Genomic DNA, 18,238 nt, shown 5'->3' with positions numbered 1-18,238 from the left:
CCGGCTGGCTTCGGGCAAACACGCCCCACTACACGAGGAGGACACTTTTTGTCGCCCCAAAATCTCATTGGGCGCCCCCCCCCCCCCCCCCCCCCCCGGCGCCCCCCCCCCCCCCCCCCCCCCCCCCCCCCCCCCCCCCTCGCGGCTACAGAAGACTCATCTGCGCCTGACGCGGCAACGCCAGCGGCAACGGCTGCTCGGGCCGCGCCGGCCCCATCCCGTAACGCGCCGCCAGCTGCAGCACCTGACCGGTCACCGCCCGCACGTACCCCTCCTCGGCGTCGGCCCCACGCCCGTACAGCTCCGCGTACCGCCCCACCAGCGCCGGATGATGCTCACCCAGCCACCCCAGGTACCACTCACGCGCCCCCGGCGGCAGCCGCAGCACGTGCGGCACCAGGCTGACCGCCCCGGCGTCGGCCACCCGCCGCACGGTCGCCGCCAGCTGGTCGGGGGAGTCGGTCAGCAACGGCAGCACCGGCGCCATCGCCACCCCGCACGCCACCCCCCGCTCGTTCAGCTCGGCCACCAGCTCCAGCCGCTTCTGCGGCCCCGGCGCACCCGGCTCCACACTGCGGCGGATACGGTCGTCGACGAACGCGATCGACACCACCACCCCCGCCCCCGGAGCCGCGGCCAGCAGGTCGGCGTCACGCAGGATCGACCGGCTCTTGGTGTACACCGTGAACGGGGCCCCGGCCTCGCGCAGCGCCGCCAGCACCCCCGGCATCAGCCGGTAGATGTCCTCGGCCCCCTGGTAACAGTCACCGCCCACACCAACGCTCACGTGCTCGCCGTCCCAGCGCGACCCCAGCTCGGCCCGCAACCGCCGCACGATGTTGGTCCGCACCACGATGCGCGAATCGAAGTCCGCACCAGCGTCCAGCCCCAGGTAGCGGTGCGCCCGCCGCGCCGAACAGTACCGGCACGCATGCGCGCACCCCCGGTACGGACTGACCGCCCAGCCCTGCGGGGTGCTCTCCAGCGCGGTACGCGCCTGCACCTCGTAGCAGGTCAGCGCCCCGTGAACCCTGGTCAGCGCGGAACGCTCGATCCGCGGCCTGACATCAGGCGGCGCGGAGAGCAGGACGGGCGCATCCCATGGCATACGGCTCAGTGGAACACGCTTTCGACACCACTCGCAAGTGGAGCAGGTCGCGGCCCGGATCCGCGCCGCCACCCCCGCGAGGCCGGACCCCCACGACCCCATGAAAAGGTACTGCTCACACTTTTCACCACTCAGGGGGAGACACCATGGCATGGCTGATCCTGGCCGCCGCGATCATCGTCGAGGTCGTGGCGACCACCGCGCTCAAACTCAGCGACGGCTTCTCCCACAAGGGCTGGGCCCTCGTCGTCGTGGCCGGGTACGCCGCCGCCTTCCTGCTCCTGGCCCAGGTACTGAAACTCCACATGGACGTCGGCACCGCCTACGCCGTCTGGGCGGGCGCCGGAACCGCGGCCGTCGCCGCCATCGGCGTGCTCTTCCTCGGCGAGAGCATCAACCTCGCCAAGGCCGCCGGCATCGCCCTGATCATCGGCGGAGTCGTCGTGCTCAACCTCGCCGGCGGCACCCACTGACACCCGCCCCGGCCCTCCCGGTCACCGGCCCCCGGCCGCCGCGACCGCCGTGACCCTCCCGAGCCACCGCGCCCCCCGGAAATCCGATCGCCTCCGACCACCCCTGACCCCTACCCTGACCCGGTGCTCACCCCCACCTACCCCATCAGGACCGAACGCCTGATCCTGCGCCCCTACACCCCCGACGACCTCGACGCCCTGCACGCCATCCAGCGCCTGCCCGAGGTGACCCGCTACCTGTACTGGGAACCCCACACCCGCCAGGAGAGCGAGAAGTCCCTGCACACCAAGATGACCCAGACCCGGCTGCTGGAGGAGGGACAGACCCTCACCCTGGCCGCCGAACTGGCCGCCACCGGCGAACTGGTGGGCGACGGCATGCTCCACTGGTACAGCCGCCCGCACCGCGGCGCGGAACTCGGCTACGTCCTGCACCCCGACCACCACGGCCACGGATACGCCACCGAGATCGGCCACGCCCTGCTGGCACTCGGCTTCGACGGCCTGGACCTGCACCGCATCATCGGACGCCTCGACGCGCGCAACCACGCCTCCGCCCGCGTCCTGGAGAAACTCGGCATGCGCCGCGAGGCGCACCTGGTCGACAGCGAGTTCGTCAAGGGGGAGTGGGCCAGCGAACTGGTCTACGCGATCCTGCGCCGCGAATGGCACCCCCGCCACTGAAGGCCCCGCCCGGCCGGACACGGCCACCCCGGCGACGACGCGACCACACCCGCCGGGCACCATGTGGCGATGACGATCCTGCACCTGGCCCTGGCCCGCGACTGGGAGAGCGCCCGCCCGACGGGGGAGTACCGCGTCTCCACCCTCGGCCACACCCTCGACGAGATCGGCTTCATCCACGCCTGCACCGGCCACGAACAGCTACGCGGCGTCGTCGAACGCTTCTACCGCGACGTCACCGACCCCCTCGTCCTGCTCACCATCGACCCGACCGGCCTGGACGTGCGCATGGAGGTCCCCCCGGGCTCCGGCGAGGCCTTCCCGCACCTGTACGGACCACTACCGGTGAGCGCCGTGACCTCCGCCGTCCCCTTCCCCCCGCCCGCCACCGCCCCCTGACCACCGCGCCCCCGATCCCCGTCTCCCACGCAATGACCATGAAGCGGTACGCTCTGCGCATGTCCAACCCGATCGTCATCCTCCTGCTGACGGCGGTCGTCGTGGCGGTCGCCATCGCTCTGATCGTCTTCGCGGTACGAGCCGCACAGCGCCCCCGAAACGCCCTGGTCGGCGGCGGCGTCAGCCCCGAACTCGTCGAGCGCATCCTGGAACTGAAGGCCTCCGACCAGTTCGACCAGGCCGTCTTCCTCGTCCGCGGCGAGACCGGCATGAGCCACCGCGCCGCCGCCCGCTTCGTCAGAAGACTCAAGCCCCTCGCCTGAGACCGCCACCTTGACCGGCAAGGGCTGATCCTCGCCGTACACGACCTCCGCGCGCTCCAGGCCGGCAACCCGGGGGAGCGGCCCCGGACCGGGGACGCGGGACGGGCATCGAGACCACCCCCCGGCCGCCCCCGGGGATCAGGGACCCCGCCTCCGCCACGGGCTCCGCAGGGACGACCGGCCAGGGGAGTGCGGTCACCCGACCGGCACCCGACACCCAGGACGACCGCGGCCCCATCCGCCCGGCCCGGTGCCTGACGCTCCGTTCCGTGGCCATGGGCGCCCGGACGCCACGAACAGGCGCCTCGCCGCCCCGTTCTTCAGGAAACGTTTTCACGGCGCTCTGGCCGACCACCGCGACAAGCGGACACCTCAAGGCCCTGGCCCAGGCCCGCACCGTGGCCGATCCGGCCCACCCGGCCGACCGAGGGACGCGCGACGCCGCCACGGACGATCATGCGATGCTCGGCCAGGCCAGAGAAACGGCCGGTGGCGACACGAACCCCGGCCATCCCCGGCCATCCCCGGCCATGACACGACCGCCCGCCCCGGCGGGTGAAACGTTCAGGACACTCCCATCGGCCCGGCCGGTCGGCGGTGGCCTTCGCCATGAGGCCATGACGGACGTTGACAGCCACTCACCCCATATGGTTAAAACGCTTTAACCATATGGGCCCCCTACCGTCACCACGACGAAACAGGTACCGACACACCACACCCTCCATCCGTGGATCACATCCGGCCCGGCCGGAGCACCGGTCGCGGCCCACCCGGCAGGAACCGTCCGCCCGCGGACCATCCCCACCCCGGTGTTCGCCCCCACCCGCACCCGGACGACCGGGACCACCTCCACCCCCACGGTCCCGCTGAACGCCGGCACCACCGTCCGCCTGGAGACCACCGCGGCCGGACCGTCCACCATCGACCACCTCGACGTCAACGGCCGAGCGCACGAAGCGCCGGCGCCACGAAACGAAAGGCGACACCATGATGCGCACCTCGGGCAGGACGTTGAAGCGGGGAGGGGTGGTCGCCGCGGCACTGTTGTTCATGTCGGCGGCACCCGGTGGCGTCGCCACCGCGGCCGGCCCCCAGACGGCCGCGGCCCCCTCCGGCCACGTCTCCGCCACCGCGGCCGCCCCTCGGACGACTCCCTCCGGCCACCTGTCCGGTCACTCCGCCGCGGACTACACCGCCGACTCGTGGGCGGCCTTCGCCTCGACCGCGAACGCGACGGCATCCACGCGACAGGAGGGCCAGGACGCGTCCGCACGCGCCCGACTCCACAAGGCCACCGACGGCCTGGTCATGGTCCGCGGCCTGAAGAAACTGGTCGCCGACTACAGCACCCGCTCCGCGAGCAGGTACACCACCGCCTCCTGGGCACCCTTCGCCAAGGCGCTGAACACCGCGGCCGACGTCACCACCGACGCCTCGGCGACCGCCGCACAGGTCGCCGACGCCAAGACGGCACTGGTGACCACCGCCGGAAACCTGACCGCCGCCGACGAGGGGACGTTCCAGACCATCACCAACGACACCTTCTGGAACGACACCGCCGGCAACCCCATCTACTCCCAGGGCGGAGGCGTCTTCAAGTTCGGCGACACCTACTACTGGTACGGCGTGCACTACACGGGCGCCGAGCTCTACCGCGCCAACCCCACCAGGAAGTACGACGGCGACGTCTCGTTCGTCTCGATCCCCGTGTACTCCTCCAAGGACCTGGTGAACTGGAAGTTCGAAAGCCGCGTCGCCACCCGCTCCACCGGCCTCACCGGCGGAGCCACCCTCGGCCAGGCAGGCTGGGTGGGACGCCTGGGCGTCTCCTACAACGAGAACACCGGCAAGTACGTCCTCCTCGTACAGGCCTACCTCCCGTCGATGGGCGGTGACGGAGTCCTGATCCTCCAGGGCGACTCACCCACCGACACCTTCGACTACGCCCACTTCCAGACCCAGATCGTCAACTCTCCCACGACGAGCACCGGAGACCAGACCGTCTTCACCGACGACGACGGCAAGGACTACCTGATCTTCTCCAACCGGCAGGGACGTTCCCGCGCCTTCGTCTCCAAGCTGAGGGAGTCCGACTCGCTGCGGATCGAGCCCGGGGTGCAGATCGGCCAGAACTCCTCCGGCCGCGAGGGCAACGCCATGTTCAAACTCGACGGCACCTACTACCACGCCGCCTCCGACCTGCACGGCTGGAACACCTCCGTCACCCACATCCTGGAGTCGACCACCGGAAACATCCAGGGCGCCTACACCGGCGAATACACCCTCCCCGGCACCGAGATGGACTACAGCCACGTGACCCAGACCGGCTTCTTCGTCACCGTCAAGGGCACCAAGCAGAACACGGTCATCTTCGCGGGCGACCGCTGGGCCGACTTCGCCTGGAACGGCATCGGCTACAACCAGTGGATGCCGGTCACCAAGTCCGGCACCCGGCCCCGGTTCCACTCCGTCAGCCAGTGGCAGTTCAACGTCACCACGGGGGAGTGGCGCGTCGGACCCGCCAACAACTACATCCTCAATCCCGGCTTCCAGGCCGACCGCATCATCGTCCCCCAGGTGCAGGGATGGACCAACCTCCGCGAGTCCGGGCCCACCTCGATCGTGACCAACGCCAACGGCGGCGCTAATGGCTCCCGCTTCGCCCTGCAGATCGGCGCCACCCAGTCCTACGCCGGCGGCGTGCGACAGCAGATCACCGTGCCGGCCGGCACCTACCGGCTGTCGCTGTTCGCCAGGACCACCGGCTCGCTCAGCACCGCACAGGTGACCGTCACCGACGCCGGCGGAACCTCCCGCACCCTCGACATCCCCGCCTCCACCGGCTGGACCCGGCGCGAACTCACCGGCATCCCGCTGTCGGCCGGCACCGCCACCGTCACCGTCCGCGCCGCGAGCGGCAACGGACACCTCTTCGTCGACGACCTCGAACTCGTCAAGACCTCCGGCGCCACCCCCTCGGGGCAGCGTTACGAGGTGGAGAGCGCGCCCGCGGTGTGCCAGGGCAGCATCGACTCCAACCAGGCCGGTTTCACCGGCAGCGGGTTCTGCAACGGTGATGCGGCCGTGGGTGCGTATGCGCAGTTCACGGTGAACGCCCCGGCCGCCGGCACCGCCACGATCGGCATCCGCTTCGCCAACGGCGCGAGCAGCGCCACCGCACGACCGGCGAACCTGGTCGTCAACGGCTCCACCGCGGGCACGGTCGCGTTCGCCTCCACCGGAGCCTGGACGACCTGGGCCACCACCACCCTCACGGTCCCGCTGAACGCCGGCACCAACACCGTCCGCCTGGACCCGACCACCACGGCCGGACTGCCCAACATCGACCACCTCGACGTCAACACCTCGGCCGGCTAGCCACGACCGGCCCCCACGGGGCCACGACACCGGCGACGACACCGGCGACGACACCGGCGACGACACCGGCGACGACCGGCGGAAACCGATCCGGAACGCCCGTCATTCCCGCACCACGGGAATGACGGTGCGCGTCACCGGGACCAGCGTGGCCGAGCGCAGCTCCACCAGCCCGCCGGGCCCGACATCCCGGCGGACCCCGGGGGAGAAGTGGACGGGCATCTCCGGCCCCAGCGGCAACAGCCGCAGCTCCAGCCCGTGACGGACGACCTCGTCGCGGAAGCGGCGCAGGCTGATCTCCCACACGGGGCCGTACCAGAACTGGTCGGCCACGAGCCGCCCGCCGACATAGGCGCGGCCCACGTCACCGATCCAGTCCAGGCGCAAAAGCAGTTCCTCGTCACCGTCGAAGTCACCGTCGAAGTCACCGTCGAACGCCTCCTCCGCGACGGTGAGGTGATACACGGCGGCGTTGCCGAAGTCCGCGTCCACCGGCGCGGACGCCCGCCCGGTCGCCTCGTCGATCACCGGTGCCCGTGGCGGACCGGCCTCGGCCAGACGGGTGACCTCGACCGGCATCGACGGGCGGCTCCCGCCCCTTTCTAGGGGAACCTCCAGGGCAGGGAAGACCTCAAGGGGGGCGTCACCGTACACGACCAGACGGTCACCGTCGGGCACCACGGGACTGTCGCACACCACCAGCCGGTCCCGGCCCGCCACGCGCGCCCGGACCGCCGCCAGCGCCGACTCCTCGTCGAGGACCAGGACGCGCGTGCTCGTCCCGTCCGGCGCGGTGATCCGCAGCAGGCAGTCCAGGCCGGGAACGAGGGCCGATGCGACGACGTCGTCACCGAGGCGGCTCACCGTCGCGGGGCCGTCGACGCAGGTGACCGTCGCCGCGTCCACCGCCAGCTCGACCGGCAGCCCCGCCGTCTGCGTCAGCACCAGCACCGGCTCCGGGCCGTCCAGGACGCAGACCACCTGCGCGCTGGCCCAGCGCAGCGCAGCACCGCCGAGGGGCCGGTTCAGCGGCCACGCGAAGTAACCGCCGCAGGGAATCGACACCGGTCGCGACGGCACGAGCAGCTCCCGGCCGCCGATCGTGATCGCGAACCGGACGTCGTCGTGCGCGGGCAGCGTCTCGACCGGCTGATGGTTGTTGACGAACAGGAAACCCGATTCACCGTCGGAGCGCACCGCCCAGCGCAGTGACGCGCGGTCGGCGGTGTCGGACGGCGCGTCGTCCGGCATGACCAGGCTCATCGTCGCCAGGGCGGCCCCGTCGGTGGCCAGCCACAAATGCTGCAGGCGCAGGTGCCGGTAGGAGTCGCGAAACTGGCCGTACTCACCCAGGGGAGCCTGGAAGTCGTAGTTCACCACCGGGCAGTCGTTGGGATAGCCCGTGGCGTGCGACTCCTGCAGCGTCGACAGCTCACCGATCTTCTGCGAGGCACCGTGATAGAGGTAATACCCCTGCCAGCACGAACCGCTGCCCAGCTTCACCAGGGCGAGCGCCGCCAGATCACGGGCCGCGACGATCGCGCGCCGGTGGTAGGAGATGTACATGCCGCCACCCAGCTCACAGGTGGCGAACGGGTAGTCGGCCAGGTGTTCCTCCCCTCCGGGCGCCGCAGCGGACCGGCCCGTGGCCGCGCCCGGAACGGTACCCGTCTCACGCAGGTCCGCCCCGATGGAGTCGTCGTCCCGGCCGGGCCCGAAGAAGTAGTGCGCCCGGCTCTGGTCGGGCCATCCGTCGTGCGCGTCGTCCCACGCCGCCTCCGGGTAACCACCGAAGACGGGCAGCACCTCACCGGGCGGCAGCCGGGCGTGCCCCCATCCGGTCGCCGTCCACACCGGAGCGTCGATGCCGCACTCCCGGGCGAGCCGCTTGATCGTCAGGAGATGACCGGGCCGGTCGTACAGCTCGTTCTCCACCTGGACCGCGACGACCGGCCCGCCGCCGGCGCGGGTGAGCCCCCGAAGCTGAGCACCGATCTGCTCGAACCAAGGACGGACCAGGGCCAGATAACGCGGGTCGTCGGTACGCGGCTCGCACCCGGCCGCCATCAACCAGTCCGGGAAACCGCCGTAGCGGGACTCGCCGTGCCCCCAGGGCCCGATACGCATCACCACGTCGAGCCCCACCTGCGCGCACAGCTCGACGAACCGGCGCAGATCGCGGTCGCCGCTCCAGAGATAACGGCCACGCACCTCCTCGTGGATGTTCCAGAAGACGTACGCGGCGACGACGCCCACCCCGCCGGCCCGCATCTTCAGCAACTCCTCCCGCCACTCGGCGGCGGGGTAGCGGCTGAAGTGGTACTCGCCCATGACCGGCAGCCAGGGAACCCCGCCCCTGCTCAGGTGACGAGAGTTCACCGTGACGGCATCCGGCCGGCCGGGCTCGTCGCCCATCGCCAGATGTCCCGTACGAGGTGGCCCGAAGTGTTCCGGAACGCTGAGTCGCAGCACTGCCCCTGTCCTCTCCCTTGTCCTGTTCCTGCCGGGCACCATGAAAGCGACGCACACGCCCGAGCACGAGTCCGCCGCCGGCTGAGCGTCCCGTCGATGAGATCACCGACCGGGGGAGCGGTCCACCTCGGATCCACAGTGGCTCACCGGTCGCGAGGAGCCTCGGCGGTGCCGAGCGCTCACGGACGGACACGGGGGAGAGGCCACCCGGGCGCCGACCTTGGGGACGATGACGACGGCCGTCATCGAACGATCAGGAAAATACCCCTAAAAAGGTAGCGAATAGGACAAACGTTCCAATGAGGTGAATCGCTCGAGGCGACCGCGATCATCGACCGGCTCGCACCGAGCAGGTCACTCGAGGCGAGGAACGGCCGGCGCGACCTCGCACCTCTTGATCGTTTCGGACGCTCCGGAGGCTGTGGATCTTGACCGGTGAAACGACCGAGCGGGGCGATCATGCCCGGAGGCCGGAAGGGGCCCTGAGCGTCACGGCATGCCCGGGGGGAGTCCGGGCGAGAAGAGGGCCGCGCCTTGCTTCGCCGCCTTTCCGCGACAGGAAGTGTTCGGCGGGCAAAAGTATGCACGTCACGTCAAGTGGCTCCTACCAGCACAGAACAGCTTTAACCATACAGAAGGGTAATTCTGTATGGTATAAGATTACCTTCCCAAAGCTACTTCATCACCGTTCTGCACGCGACGCATCGAACGACACACCACCGCCCCGTCGCGCACACGACCCACGACAAACCTCCGCGGCCACCGACGAACGACCCCCGCCCGGCCGATGCCCGGCGAACACGCTCCGGGCCTGCTCGGTCACCGGCTCAGGCGCGTCGCCCCCGATCGGGCCTTCACGACGGCCCTGCCGGTGCCAGGGTCCTCGCCGAGCACCTACGGGAACATCTGTGCCCGGTCATCGCCTCGGACGGACCACCGGAGCCGCTTGCCGGATCCGTCGACAGGACCACACCGCCGAAGGCGAACCTGAGACCATCGCCTGCACCAACACCTTCTGTCCGATATATAAGCATATGTCTCTATAACCTCTGAGAGGCGCGCGTACGGGACATCCGGCGGCCTGTCCCGATGCCCCCGTCCCGTTTCCCCGAGCGTCCACCACTCCCCCGGGCCCGTCCGTGGTGATGATCGACGTCGGGTCGATCCGCCGGTGTGTTCCGTGCGATGGTGGCGGGCATGAGCCTGCCCCCCACCGGTTCCGGTCGCGGTGACGAGGCGTCCGTGCCGCGCGCGACCTGTCCGCGACGGGTGGATGGGCGGGCGGCAGGGGGCATAGGAACGGGTGATCGGGTTAGCGTGGGGTGGCCGGGGTCGTCGCGGCCCGGCGGGTGTGGTCCGGATGCAGGAGAAGAGGTGTCGCGAAAGCCATGCGGCCGGCTGATCTGAATCGTCTCAGTGTGGGTGAGTGCGCCGATCGGTATGTGGAGCTGGTGCGGGCCAGGACGCTGACGGGGGCGTTGTCGGCGTCGACGGCGGAGGTGTACGGGCGTGATGTGGCGACGTTCGTGCAGTTGGTGGGTGAGGACGTCGTCCTGGACGATCTGACGGGTGAGGACGTGGACGCGGTGTTGCTGGCGTTCGCGCGTAAGCCCGACGGGCGCAGGCGGCCGGGGCCGACGGAGAACGGGGGGGACGGGGCGGGAGCCGGGGCGCCGGCCGGTGCGTCGGGGGTGTCGGGGGCGTTGCAGTCGGCCTCGTCGCAGGCGCGGTTCCGGCGGTCGGTGTCGGCGTTGTTCAAGCACGCGGTGCTGGTGGGGTGGGTTCAGGTCAATCCGATGGCGATGGCGACGGTGACGGCCAAGGAGCGCGGGGGGTTGCGTCCGCAGCGGCGGGCGTTGACGCGGGAGCAGGCGCAGGGGTTGATCGGTGCGGCGCGTGAGCTGGGTGAGACGGGGGCCGGCGGTGGTGGCGGGCCGGCTCCGGCCGATGCCGAGGGCGGTGGTGAGGGCGCGGGGCGGGGGCGGCGTCGTGACCAGCGTACCGAGTTGCGTGACGGGTTGATCGTGTTGATGTTGTCGACGATGGGTCCGCGGGTGTCGGAGCTGGTGCGGGCGAACGTGGAGGACTTCTACACCAATGACGGGGTGAGGTACTGGCGTATCTTCGGCAAGGGGGGCAAGACGCGGGACGTGCCGTTGCCCGGTGACGTGGCGGCGGCGCTGGAGGCGTATCTGGCGCGGGGGCGGATGGCGTCGCCGGAGAAGGCGTTGTTGCTGTCGTGGCGGGGCAGGCGGCTGGCGCGGGGTGATGTGCAGGCGGTGATCGACCGGGTGCAGCGGGGGGTGGAGGCCGATCGGCGCCGGTCGGTGACGCCGCACGGGTTGCGGCACACCACGGCCACGCATCTGCTGGCGGACGCGGTGGACATGGACGCGGTGCGCCGGGTGCTGGGGCACAGTGATCTGGCGACGCTGGGGCGTTACCGTGACGAGCTGCCCGGGGAGCTGGAGGTGGCGATGCGGTCGCATCCGTTGCTGAGGGGTCCGGGCAAGGGCTGAGGGGGTCCGTCGTGCTCTTCTCCCCCGCCTTGGCCAGATCGGCCCGTCGTGGGCGGTGGCCGTGGAAGGTCGTTCGTGCCCGTCGTTCGTGCCGGTGGGAGGCCGGTGGGAGGCCGGTGCCGGTGGGAGGCGTCCGTGGCGGGTTGACCCTGACGTAACGTGAGGGTGCACGCTGACGGGATGAGGCCGGGAAACACCATGGAGCAGGCGGTGGAGTACGCGGTCGGGCAGGTGGCCCGTATCGCCTCGGTGAGCGTGCGCACGCTGCACCACTATGACGAGATCGGCCTGGTGTGCCCGTCGCGGCGTACGGCGGCGGGGTATCGCCGCTACACCGAGGAGGATCTGCGGCGTCTGCAGCATGTGCTGTTCTACCGTGAGCTCGGCTTCGCCCTGGAGGAGATCACGGTGATCCTCGATGATCCCGCCACTGACGCGCGGGCTCATCTGCGTCGTCAGCACGAGCTTCTCAGCCGTCGTATCGAGCGGTTGCAGACGATGGCGGCCGCGGTCCAGCATGCTCTGGAGGCCGACATGCTGGACATCTCTTTGACGCCCCAGGAGCGGTTCGAGGTGTTCGGGGACTTCGATCCCGCCGAGCACGAGGCCGAGGCGCGTGAGCGCTGGGGTGAGGGTGAGGCCTGGCGGCAGTCGCGTCGCAGGGTGGCCGCGATGACCCGGCAGGACTGGGCGCGTTTCACCGGCGAGGCCGGCCGGACGGTGGAGGACTTCGCCGCCGCGTACCGGGCCGGTCTGCCGGCCGGTGGGCCGCGGGCGATGGAGCTGGCCGAGCGGCATCGTGAGCACATCACCCGCTGGTGTTACGACTGCTCGTACGAGATCCATCGTGCCCTGGGCGACCTGTACGTCGGGGACGCGCGGTTCGCGGCGCACTACGAGGCGGTGGCGGCGGGGCTGAGCCGTTACATCCGTGAGGCGCTGCACGCCAACGCCGACCGTGCCGAGGGTCTCCTGCCGCCCTCATGACAGTCCCCGTCTCCCCCGCCCGGTGCGGGAGAGACGGGAAGGACGGGAGGGAGAGGGGGCCGGGAGGGAGAGGGGGCCGGGAGGGTCAGCGGGAGGCCGTGACCCCGCCGGTGAGCTCCCCCGCCCCTGCTGTCGGCACCGTCGTGGCCGTGGTGCCGTGTGCGGTGCCGTGCGGCTCGAACTGGGTGCGGTACAGCTGGGCGTAGCGGCCCTCGGCGGCCAGGAGGTCGTCGTGGGTGCCGCGTTCGACGATGCGCCCGTCCTCGACCACCAGGATCAGGTCGGCCGCGCGGACGGTGGACAGCCGGTGGGCGATGACCAGGGCGGTGCGCCCGGCAAGGGCCTCCCCCAGGGCCTCCTGGACGGCCGCCTCGGAGGTGGAGTCCAGGTGGGCGGTGGCCTCGTCCAGGACCACCAGGCGGGGGCGGGCCAGCAGCAGGCGGGCGATGGTCAGGCGCTGGCGTTCGCCTCCGGACAGGCGGTAGCCGCGTTCGCCGACGACGGTGTCCAGGCCGTCGGGCAGGGAGGCGACCAGGTCGGCCAGGCGGGCGCGGCGCAGCACGTCCCACAGTTGTTCGGTGGTGGCCTGGGGGCGGGCCAGCAGCAGGTTGGCGCGGATGGAGTCGTGGAACAGGTGGCCGTCCTGGGTGACCATGCCCAGGGCCTGCTGGACGGAGGAGGCCGACAGTTCGCGTACGTCCACGCCGGACAGGCGTACGCTGCCGCTGTCGGCGTCGTACAGGCGTGCCGTCAGTTGCGCGATGGTGGACTTGCCGGCTCCGGAGGAGCCCACCAGGGCGATCATCTGCCCGGCCTCGGCGCGGAAGGACACCTCGTGCAGTACCTGGGTGCCGCCGCGGGAGTCGAGGGTGGCGACCTCTTCGAGGGAGGCGAGGGAGACCTTGTCGGCCGAGGGGTAGGCGAAGCCGACGCGGTCGAACTCCAGGCTGACGCCGCCCTCGGGGACGGCGCGCGCGTCCGGCCGGTCGACGATGAGGGGCTTGAGGTCGAGGATCTCGAAGACGCGCTCGAAGCTGACCAGGGCGCTCATCACCTCCACGCGGGCTCCGGCCAGGGCGGTGAGCGGCGCGTACAGGCGGGTCAGCAGCAGGGCCATGGCCACCACCGCGCCGGCCTCCAGGCGGCCGCCGAGGGCCAGGACGCCGCCCAGGCCGTAGACGAGGGCCAGGGCGAGGGCGGAGACGAGGGTGAGGGCGGTGACGAACACCGACTGCACCATGGCGGTGCGCACGCCGATGTCGCGTACCTTGCGGGCGCGTTCGAAGAACTCGGCCGATTCCTGGGCGGGGCGGCCGAACAGTTTGACCAGGGTGGCGCCGGGGGCGGAGAAGCGTTCGGTCATCTGGGTGCTCATGGCGGCGTTGTGGTCGGCCGCCTCGCGTTCCATGCGGGCCAGGCGGGCGCCGACGCGTCGTGCGGGCAGGACGAACACCGGGAGCAGGACCAGGGCCAGCAGGGTGACCTGCCAGGAGATGCCGAGCATGACGACCAGGGTCAGGGTGAGGGTGACGAGGTTGCCGGCGACTCCGGAGAGGGTGTCGCTGAAGGCTCGCTGGGCGCCGATGACGTCGTTGTTGAGGCGGCTGACGAGGGCTCCGGTGCGGGTGCGGGTGAAGAAGGCGATCGGCATGCGCTGGACGTGGTCGAAGACGGTGCCGCGCAGCTGCAGGATGAGTCCTTCGCCGATCCTGGCCGACAGCCAGCGGGTGGTCAGGCCCAGTGCGGCCTCGGCCAGGGCGATGACCGCGATCAGTGCGGCCAGGCCGGTCACCACGCCGTCGGCGGCGCCGGTGACGATGGCGTTTATCACGCGTCCGGCCAGCAGTGGTGTGGCCACGGCGAGCACGGCCGAGACCACGCTGAGCAGCAGGAACCAGACGAGCAGGGCGCGGTGCGGGCGGGCGAAGGCGGCGATGCGCCGCAGGGTGGCCATGGAGAAGGGGCGCCGGTCGCGCTGGGCGTTCATGGCGTTGTACAGCGAGTGCCAGGCGGTCATTTCCATGCTCATCGCGACACCATCACATCTTCCGTGTTCTCGGCGGGGTCCGCCGGGTGGGGGGTGGGGGGTGGGGGGTGGGCCGGTGGTGGCCGTCCGCGTGCTCGTCCCGGTGACGGGTGGTGCGGGCGGGGCCGTGACACGACCATAGAACCTCAAGATAACTTCAGGTCAAGGACGAGGGGCGCCCCTGCCGGCGCCGGGCGTCGCTCCCCCGCCGGGACGCTCCCCGTCGGGGACCCGGCCTCCCCCGTCGGGGACCCGGCCTCCCCCGTCGGGGACCCGGCCTCGCAAGAGGGGAAGCGTCGTCTCACAGGTCCAGGACGGCGCGGGTGGCCGCCCGGCAGCGGCGCGGGTCGGTCAGCAGGTCGGTGCTGTGCGCGAACTGGTCGATCGAGCCCACCCGGGGCAGTGCCCGCACCCGGGTGTCGGTGATGGCCCGGTGCAGCGCCTCGGCGAAGCGCCCGGCGTCCAGCACCGGGAAGGGCCGCCGGTGGTAGTCGCGCAGCCCGTCGTCCAGCGCCGCAGCCCTGCCCATCCGGTTGTGCAACGCCGCCGCCCGCCGGTAGACCACCCCCAGGTGCCGGTGCCGCTCACGCCACGCACCGGCCCCCACCCCTGCCGACACCGCCGCCGCCAGCTCCTCGGACACCTCGGCGGCGCCCGACACGCGGCCGAAGGCACTGCCCAGCCACTTGGCGTACGGCGGGTAGCGGCGCCGCATCAGCAGCCACAGGCACATCAGGTCGCGGGCCAGCTCCGCGGTGACCAGCGCCGACCCCAGCTCGTCGCCCACCTCACCGCACCGGCCGGGAAAGGCCTCCTGCTGGGCCAGGCGCCGCCACTGCCCGGCCAGCACGTAGCGTTCCAGGTCCGGCGGGTACCAGCGCAGCGCGGCCCGGGCCGGTTCCAGCACGTTCAGGCCGTCGTGGAAGACCTCCCCGCTGGTGACCTCGGCCAGGCGCTGCCAGGGGGTCGACAGCCAGTCCAGCACGCCCACCCCGGCCAGCGGGTCGAAGCCCAGGCGTTCGGTGAACCAGGTGGACGCCCGGCTCACCTGCACCCCGTGTGAGCCGCTCTCCCCCAGCTCGGTGCGGTAACCGCAGAAGACCTCCGGCAGGCCCTCGTCCAGGACGCGCCGTACCCGCCCTGTCTCCTGCGGGGTGACGAACAGCACCACCCGCGGTCCCCAGTCGTGATCGGTGGAGCGTTCGGTGTCGAAGGCCAGCACCTCCGATCCGGCACCGATCAGCGCGGCGCTGTGCGGCACCCCGGCCACCAGGGGCCGTACGGCCTGGAGGTAGAACGTACGTGAGAGCTCCAGGCCAGGTATGAAACTGGACATCATTTCGCCCACTCTGCCTGCCGGGGCGGCGTCTCGCATGTGGTTTTCCCGCCCGTACGCCCCCCGCCCGGCCCCTGCCCTTGCGCGCCCCGCGGGGGTGCTCGCCGGGAGCGGCGTGCGGGTGCGGGCGGGTCGGTGCGGGGCCGGTTCAGGGCTGCTCGGCGGAGGCGGCCGCGAGGGGGCGGCCGCGCAGCCCGAGCCGCTCGTACACGGCGATCGCGGCGTGGTTGTCGGTGTCGACCATCAGGGCTGCGCGGCCGTGCGCGGCCACCAGCTCACCCAGCGCGAAGCGGCACACCGCCTCCCCCAGGCCACGGCCGCGCCAGGCCACGGCGGTGGCCACCCCGGCGACGAAGCCGACCTGAGGGCTGGACCAGGCGTCGGCGGCCACCGCGACCAGCCCGCCCTCTGTGCCCTCTGTGCCCTCTGTGCCCTCTGTGCCTTCCGCACCGGCAGGGTGGCACACCCCGGCCCAGCGGCGTATCCCCGTCAGGCCCGGTACCGCCCAGGAGGAGGGAGCCGCGCACGCCAGCAGTGCGGCGACCTCCCCGTCGCGGGCCGGCGGCAGCCACCCCGCCCGCGCACCGCCGGCCCGCGCGGCGTGCCGGCCCGCGGGGGGCGGCGGGGGCCGGTGGGTGTCCATCCACTCGAACGAGCCCGCGATCCGCAGCCGCGGCCAGCCGGCCACGACCTCCTCCACCAGGGCGCGTGAGCCCACCATCCGGTAGGAGGGGCCCAGCTCGGCCAGGGCGTGCTCCACCAGTGCCCGCACCTGCCCGGCCGGGCCGCGCACGGTGATGCGGTCGCGGCGGTTGAGGTCGGCGCAGGTGACCGCGACCGCCTCCCCCAGCGCCCAGGCGCGCACGCCGGGCCGTAGCCCCTGCGCCCCCCACATCACGAGCGGGTCGTCGTCACAGGCCGCCGCGAGCTCGGTCACGTCCCGCAGTGCGACGGGCCCACCGTTCAGAGGATCGCCCCGGGCCGGTAGGCGGCCGCCCGCGGGTGGCGGCCGGTGATCTCCCCGATCCGTGCCACGACCGCCTCCACCTGGGAGGAGGCGGCGCCGGTGAAGGAGACCCGGTCGGCCAGCAGCGCCCGCAGCGCGGCCTCGTCGAGCGGGAAACGCTCGTCGGCGGCCAGCCGGGCCAGCAGCTCGTTGCCCGCGCCGTCCTCGCGCATCGCCAGCGCCGAGGCCACCGCGTGCTCCTTGATGAGCTCGTGGGCGCTCTCGCGGCCCACCCCGGCCCGTACCGTGGCCATCAGCATCTTCGTCGTCGCCAGGAACGGCAGGTAGCGCTCCAGCTCGGCCGAGACGACCGCGGGGAAGGCGCCGAACTCCTCCAGCACGGTCAGCATCGTCTCCACCAGCCCGTCGAAGGCGAAGAACGCGTCCGGCAGCGCCACCCGGCGCACCACCGAGCAGGAGACGTCGCCCTCGTTCCACTGGTCGCCGGCCAGTTCCCCGGCCATGGACGCGTACCCGCGCAGCACCACGGCCAGGCCGTTGACGCGTTCGCAGGAGCGGGTGTTCATCTTGTGCGGCATGGCCGACGATCCGACCTGGCCGGGGGCGAACCCCTCGGTGACCAGCTCGTGCCCGGCCATCAGGCGGATCGTCCTCGCCAGTGACGACGGCGCGGCGGCCAGCTGCACCAGCGCGCTGAGCACCTCGTAGTCCAGCGAGCGCGGGTAGACCTGCCCGACGCTGGTCAGCCGGTGGGCGAAGCCCAGGTGATCGGCGACCTCGTCCTCCAGGCGTGCCAGGGCCTCCTCGTCGCCGCCGAGCAGGTCCAGCATGTCCTGGGCGGTGCCGACCGGGCCCTTGACGCCGCGCAGCGGGTAGCGGCCGATCAGCTCCTCCAGGCGGGTGAAGCCGGTCAGCAGCTCGTCGGCGGCCGAGGCGAAGCGCTTGCCCAGCGTCGTGGCCTGGGCGGCCACGTTGTGCGAGCGCCCGGCCATCACCAGCTGCGAGTGCTCGGCGGCCAGGCGCGCCAGGCGGCCCAGCAGCGCCACGCACCGGTCGCGCACCAGCAGCAGGCTGTCGCGGATCTGCAGCTGCTCGACGTTCTCGGTCAGGTCGCGGGAGGTCATGCCCTTGTGGACGTGCTCGTGCCCGGCCAGGGCGTTGAACTCCTCGATGCGGGCCTTGACGTCGTGGCGGGTGACGCGCTCGCGGGCGGCGATGGACTCCAGGTCCACCTGGTCGAGGACCTTCTCGTAGTCGGCGATCGCCTGCTCGGGCACCGCCACCCCCAGGCGTGCCTGCGCGGCCAGCACGGCCAGCCACAGGCGCCGTTCGGCCACCACCTTGTACTCCGCCGACCACAGGCGGGTCAGCTCCGCGGAGGCGTAGCGGGAGGCCAGGACATTGGGGACACGCGGCTTGGCAGTCACGTTGCGTCAGTATATTCGGCCCCGCGCGCCCGCCCGGCGCAGGGGCCGCCGCCACGTGCGGACAAAGACCGGGGGGAGATCAGGGGAACGGCGAGAGCCGCGGGGGCCGGGCGGTGTGCCCGGGTCCCGCGGCTCTCGT

The 18,238-nt window shown here is 71.8% G+C and carries 13 protein-coding genes; 7 read left to right on the top strand and 6 right to left on the bottom strand.

Annotated features, from left to right (window positions below; genetic code table 11):
• Positions 1-145: 145 nt before the first annotated feature.
• Positions 146-1,108, bottom strand: coding sequence for a radical SAM protein (locus tag ACZ6RT_RS34310; protein ID WP_399192739.1), 963 nt, complete (start codon positions 1,106-1,108; stop codon positions 146-148).
• 146 nt (positions 1,109-1,254) lie between these two features.
• Between ACZ6RT_RS34310 and ACZ6RT_RS34305 the strand changes: the two genes are divergently transcribed.
• The 5 genes from ACZ6RT_RS34305 to ACZ6RT_RS34285 all read left to right on the top strand — a co-directional run bounded on the left by ACZ6RT_RS34305 (position 1,255) and on the right by ACZ6RT_RS34285 (position 6,365).
• Positions 1,255-1,581 carry a DMT family transporter gene (locus tag ACZ6RT_RS34305; protein ID WP_399192741.1) on the top strand — a complete coding sequence of 109 codons (327 nt, stop codon included), beginning with the start codon at positions 1,255-1,257 and terminating at the stop codon, positions 1,579-1,581.
• Between the two features lie 123 nt (positions 1,582-1,704).
• Positions 1,705-2,265: a GNAT family N-acetyltransferase gene (locus ACZ6RT_RS34300; RefSeq protein WP_470158122.1), complete on the top strand. Its 561-nt coding sequence runs from the start codon at positions 1,705-1,707 to the stop codon at positions 2,263-2,265.
• 69 nt (positions 2,266-2,334) lie between these two features.
• Positions 2,335-2,664 carry a DUF952 domain-containing protein gene (locus ACZ6RT_RS34295; protein WP_470158121.1) on the top strand — a complete coding sequence of 110 codons (330 nt, stop codon included), beginning with the start codon at positions 2,335-2,337 and terminating at the stop codon, positions 2,662-2,664.
• A 59-nt stretch (positions 2,665-2,723) separates the two neighbouring features.
• A complete protein-coding gene (locus ACZ6RT_RS34290) occupies positions 2,724-2,987 on the top strand; it encodes a hypothetical protein (RefSeq protein WP_344907355.1) in 264 nt (87 codons plus the stop codon).
• Positions 2,988-3,974: 987 nt separating this feature from the next.
• A complete protein-coding gene (locus ACZ6RT_RS34285; protein ID WP_470158119.1) occupies positions 3,975-6,365 on the top strand; it encodes a family 43 glycosylhydrolase in 2,391 nt (796 codons plus the stop codon).
• A 102-nt stretch (positions 6,366-6,467) separates the two neighbouring features.
• On the opposite strand, the gene ACZ6RT_RS34280 is transcribed toward ACZ6RT_RS34285, so the two are convergent.
• Positions 6,468-8,744 (bottom strand): beta-galactosidase, encoded by a 2,277-nt coding sequence (locus ACZ6RT_RS34280; RefSeq protein WP_470158118.1) that lies wholly within the window; start codon positions 8,742-8,744, stop codon positions 6,468-6,470.
• Between the two features lie 1,481 nt (positions 8,745-10,225).
• On the opposite strand from ACZ6RT_RS34280, the gene ACZ6RT_RS34275 reads away from it, so the two are divergent.
• Positions 10,226-11,356, top strand: a complete 1,131-nt coding sequence (locus ACZ6RT_RS34275; protein WP_399192751.1) for a tyrosine-type recombinase/integrase — start codon at positions 10,226-10,228, stop codon at positions 11,354-11,356.
• Positions 11,357-11,536: 180 nt separating this feature from the next.
• Positions 11,537-12,343 (top strand): MerR family transcriptional regulator, encoded by an 807-nt coding sequence (locus ACZ6RT_RS34270; protein ID WP_399192753.1) that lies wholly within the window; start codon positions 11,537-11,539, stop codon positions 12,341-12,343.
• 85 nt (positions 12,344-12,428) lie between these two features.
• Here ACZ6RT_RS34270 and ACZ6RT_RS34265 read toward each other — a convergent pair whose 3' ends face one another.
• The 4 genes from ACZ6RT_RS34265 to purB form a co-directional block, all read right to left on the bottom strand.
• Positions 12,429-14,372: an ABC transporter ATP-binding protein gene (locus ACZ6RT_RS34265; RefSeq protein WP_470158115.1), complete on the bottom strand. Its 1,944-nt coding sequence runs from the start codon at positions 14,370-14,372 to the stop codon at positions 12,429-12,431.
• Positions 14,373-14,670: 298 nt separating this feature from the next.
• Positions 14,671-15,708, bottom strand: coding sequence for a DUF4037 domain-containing protein (locus ACZ6RT_RS34260; protein ID WP_470158114.1), 1,038 nt, complete (start codon positions 15,706-15,708; stop codon positions 14,671-14,673).
• Positions 15,709-15,853: 145 nt separating this feature from the next.
• Positions 15,854-16,642, bottom strand: coding sequence for a GNAT family N-acetyltransferase (locus tag ACZ6RT_RS34255; RefSeq protein WP_470158112.1), 789 nt, complete (start codon positions 16,640-16,642; stop codon positions 15,854-15,856).
• Positions 16,643-16,668: 26 nt separating this feature from the next.
• Positions 16,669-18,099, bottom strand: coding sequence for an adenylosuccinate lyase (gene purB, locus ACZ6RT_RS34250; protein WP_470158111.1), 1,431 nt, complete (start codon positions 18,097-18,099; stop codon positions 16,669-16,671).
• Positions 18,100-18,238: the final 139 nt, after the last annotated feature.

This window comes from Streptosporangium sp. NPDC050148 (genome assembly GCF_055586505.1).
This window is presented reverse-complemented; position numbering and strand designations above follow the sequence as displayed.

Coding starts and splice junctions, on each gene's coding strand:
- ACZ6RT_RS34260 (WP_470158114.1), bottom strand. CDS start 15,708: ATGATGTCCAGTTTCATACCTGGCCTGGAGCTCTCACGTACGTTCTAC.
- ACZ6RT_RS34290 (WP_344907355.1), top strand. CDS start 2,724: ATGTCCAACCCGATCGTCATCCTCCTGCTGACGGCGGTCGTCGTGGCG.
- ACZ6RT_RS34295 (WP_470158121.1), top strand. CDS start 2,335: ATGACGATCCTGCACCTGGCCCTGGCCCGCGACTGGGAGAGCGCCCGC.
- ACZ6RT_RS34285 (WP_470158119.1), top strand. CDS start 3,975: ATGATGCGCACCTCGGGCAGGACGTTGAAGCGGGGAGGGGTGGTCGCC.
- ACZ6RT_RS34305 (WP_399192741.1), top strand. CDS start 1,255: ATGGCATGGCTGATCCTGGCCGCCGCGATCATCGTCGAGGTCGTGGCG.
- ACZ6RT_RS34310 (WP_399192739.1), bottom strand. CDS start 1,108: ATGCCATGGGATGCGCCCGTCCTGCTCTCCGCGCCGCCTGATGTCAGG.
- ACZ6RT_RS34270 (WP_399192753.1), top strand. CDS start 11,537: ATGAGGCCGGGAAACACCATGGAGCAGGCGGTGGAGTACGCGGTCGGG.
- ACZ6RT_RS34275 (WP_399192751.1), top strand. CDS start 10,226: ATGCGGCCGGCTGATCTGAATCGTCTCAGTGTGGGTGAGTGCGCCGAT.
- ACZ6RT_RS34265 (WP_470158115.1), bottom strand. CDS start 14,372: ATGAGCATGGAAATGACCGCCTGGCACTCGCTGTACAACGCCATGAAC.